The following is a 2,566-nucleotide window of genomic DNA, read 5'->3' as shown; positions in this document are numbered from 1 at the left end:
CCACCAAAATTTTATATAATTTTTATTTATGCGGGTGTAGCTCAGTGGTAGAGCCCCAGCCTTCCAAGCTGGTTGCGAGGGTTCGATTCCCTTCACCCGCTCCATATTAAGCACCTATAGCTCAGTTGGATAGAGCAACGGACTTCTAATCCGTGTGCCGGGGGTTCGAATCCTCCTAGGTGCGCCAACTAATTATTGGGGTGTAGCCAAGTCGGTAAGGCACCAGACTTTGACTCTGGCATGCGTAGGTTCGAGTCCTGCCACCCCAGCCAAGTGAGACCCATTAGCTCAGTCGGTAGAGCACTTGACTTTTAATCAAGGTGTCGCGCGTTCGAATCGCGCATGGGTCACCATTTTTTTAATTAAATATTTGTGGAGAGGTACCGAAGTGGTCATAACGGGGCGGTCTTGAAAACCGTTAGGGTGCAAGCCCACAAGGGTTCGAATCCCTTCCTCTCCGCCATTTTTAATCTGTGGTTAACACAGATTTTTTATTGAAACTTAATAAGACCCATTAGCTCAGTCGGTAGAGCACTTGACTTTTAATCAAGGTGTCGCGCGTTCGAATCGCGCATGGGTCACCAAGTTAGCTGTGAACTTCTCACAGCTTTTTTTGTTATAATTTTTGTGTTTTAAGAATAAGATATAATTAAAGTTAAAATGTTATTACTAGTAAGTAAGGTGTAAGAAGTTTTAAAGGAAGCTTAGCAATAGTTTGTTGAGTTGTTTGTTAAAAGTTAACAAGTTGTTATTTATGAAGTTGATTTTTTATTTGAGTTTGAGCTTATTATTAACTTAAAAATTTTTTTATAAATTGAGATAATTAATTTTTCTTAACCTTATCTTTACACCCTAAATGCTATACTACTTGTGAGGTGAAAACATGAAGGATTTTGCAGAAAAGAAGTTGTCATATCTTATGTTACTTTTGTCTATTGCTTTTGTTATTTATGGAGCTTACAGACAAGAAGTGGACACTGTACTTTCTAAAGCAATAAGAATTTGTTTGGAGTGCGTTGGAATTGGCTAATTTAATAAATCTTCTAAAGAATATTGGTAAAAAACGAAATTTATTTCAAGGATGCTTTGCCCTTCTCACAAACTTACATATTCCAAACTTCATTAAGGGAACTATCTACACAGGTAAGACTAAGAGCCTTTGTGTTCCAGGACTAAATTGTTATTCTTGTCCGGGAGCTGCCTTCTCTTGTCCAATAGGATCCTTTCAAGCACTTGTTGGCTCGTCAAAATTTAATTTTGCCTACTATGTGACGGGACTAATGCTTTTCTTTGGAACCCTATTTGGGAGGCTTATCTGTGGTTTTATGTGTCCCTTTGGATTTTTTCAGGATCTCCTTTATAAGATTCCCACAAAAAAATTCTCTACAAGAAAATTTACTTTTCTAAAATATCTCAAGTATTTGATTTTAATTTTTGTAGTTTGGCTTTTTGGAATATTTTTAACTGACGAACTTGGAGGGGCTTCTCCATACTTCTGTAAGTACCTTTGCCCACAGGGAATACTCGAAGGAGGGATACCTCTTTCTATTGCTAACAAATCTATCAGAGCTGCCCTAGGAAATCTATTCAAGTTAAAGTTTGTAATTCTCACACTAATAACTTTACTTTCAATATTTTTCTATAGGCCCTTCTGTAAATATCTTTGCCCTCTAGGTGCATTTTATGCAATAACCAATAAATTTTCATTTTATAAATACCATGTGGATGATTCTTGTATTTCTTGTGGCAAGTGTAAGAGAGTTTGTAAGATGGATGTGGACATGTCAAAGAATCAAAATGCTCTAGAATGTATAAGGTGTGGGGACTGCCTAAGGGCTTGCCCTACTTCTGCAATTTCCACCTCTATTAGTAAAAATAAAATTGATGAAGGAGTAAGTTATGAATAAAGTTTTTAATAAGATAAGTAAGTTATTTGTTCTTATGATTCTATTGGTATCTATGTCTGCCTGCACAAGTAAGGCGCCAGAAGCTACTGATATTTCTGCTGGAGACTCTTTCCCTAAGTTTGATGCAGTAGACTTTAAGGGTAAGCCAGTAAACAATGATGTCTTTAAAGACCACCCTGTTACAATTTTAAGTATTTGGTTCACAGGTTGTAAGGGTTGTATTGATGAAATGCCAGCTCTACAACAAATTAGCGAAGAATTGAAGGACAAAAATGTAAAGGTTATGTCAATTTGCCTAGACACTTATGAAGATAAAAAAATAAAGGAAGAAGCAGAAAAAATCTTAGAAGCCAAGGGTGTAAAGTACACTAACCTTGCTGTTAAACCTTCTGAAGAAATTGATGCTTATCTTAAAAATCTAACTGCCTTCCCAACAACTTTATTAATTGATAGACAAGGAAAGGTTATAGGAGATGTAAGTGTGGGTTCAGTTGATGACAAGGATAAGAAGGCTGAACTTTACAAAAAAATTGACGAAGCTATAGCTAATGACAAAAAATAATTTTTTAAAAGTGATTACAAGATAAACCCTCATTGATATACACCTATTGAGACCCTGTATGGGGTCTCTTCAGATTGTAGACAAACCCAGGAATAAT

At 36.4% G+C, this 2,566-nt stretch carries 3 protein-coding genes and 6 tRNA genes; all 9 read left to right on the top strand.

Annotated elements, in window-relative coordinates; translation table 11 throughout:
* The first annotated feature begins 30 nt into the window (after positions 1–30).
* The 9 genes from HMPREF1864_RS07045 (at position 31) to HMPREF1864_RS07010 (ending at position 2,469) form a co-directional block, all read left to right on the top strand.
* A tRNA-Gly gene (locus HMPREF1864_RS07045) sits at positions 31–104 on the top strand.
* A gap of 6 nt (positions 105–110) precedes the next feature.
* A tRNA-Arg gene (locus tag HMPREF1864_RS07040) sits at positions 111–187 on the top strand.
* Between the two features lie 9 nt (positions 188–196).
* Positions 197–272 (top strand) — tRNA-Gln (locus HMPREF1864_RS07035).
* A 5-nt stretch (positions 273–277) separates the two neighbouring features.
* Positions 278–353 (top strand) — tRNA-Lys (locus HMPREF1864_RS07030).
* A gap of 21 nt (positions 354–374) precedes the next feature.
* Positions 375–463, top strand: a tRNA-Ser gene (locus tag HMPREF1864_RS07025).
* A 45-nt stretch (positions 464–508) separates the two neighbouring features.
* A tRNA-Lys gene (locus tag HMPREF1864_RS07020) sits at positions 509–584 on the top strand.
* A 299-nt stretch (positions 585–883) separates the two neighbouring features.
* Positions 884–1,030 (top strand): CD1871A family CXXC motif-containing protein, encoded by a 147-nt coding sequence (locus HMPREF1864_RS08640; protein WP_197415085.1) that lies wholly within the window; start codon positions 884–886, stop codon positions 1,028–1,030.
* Complete coding sequence (locus HMPREF1864_RS07015) at positions 1,023–1,907, top strand: 4Fe-4S binding protein (protein WP_062572099.1); 885 nt, start codon at positions 1,023–1,025, stop codon at positions 1,905–1,907. The genes HMPREF1864_RS08640 and HMPREF1864_RS07015 overlap by 8 nt, the downstream gene beginning before the upstream one ends.
* Entirely contained in the window at positions 1,900–2,469 is a 570-nt protein-coding gene (locus HMPREF1864_RS07010; protein ID WP_062572098.1) for a TlpA family protein disulfide reductase, read from the top strand. Before HMPREF1864_RS07015 ends, HMPREF1864_RS07010 begins: the two co-directional genes overlap by 8 nt.
* Positions 2,470–2,566 lie beyond the last annotated feature (97 nt).

This window comes from Peptoniphilus sp. DNF00840 (genome assembly GCF_001553125.1).
Taxonomy (GTDB): Bacteria; Bacillota; Clostridia; order Tissierellales; family Peptoniphilaceae; genus Peptoniphilus_A; species Peptoniphilus_A vaginalis.
This window is presented reverse-complemented; position numbering and strand designations above follow the sequence as displayed.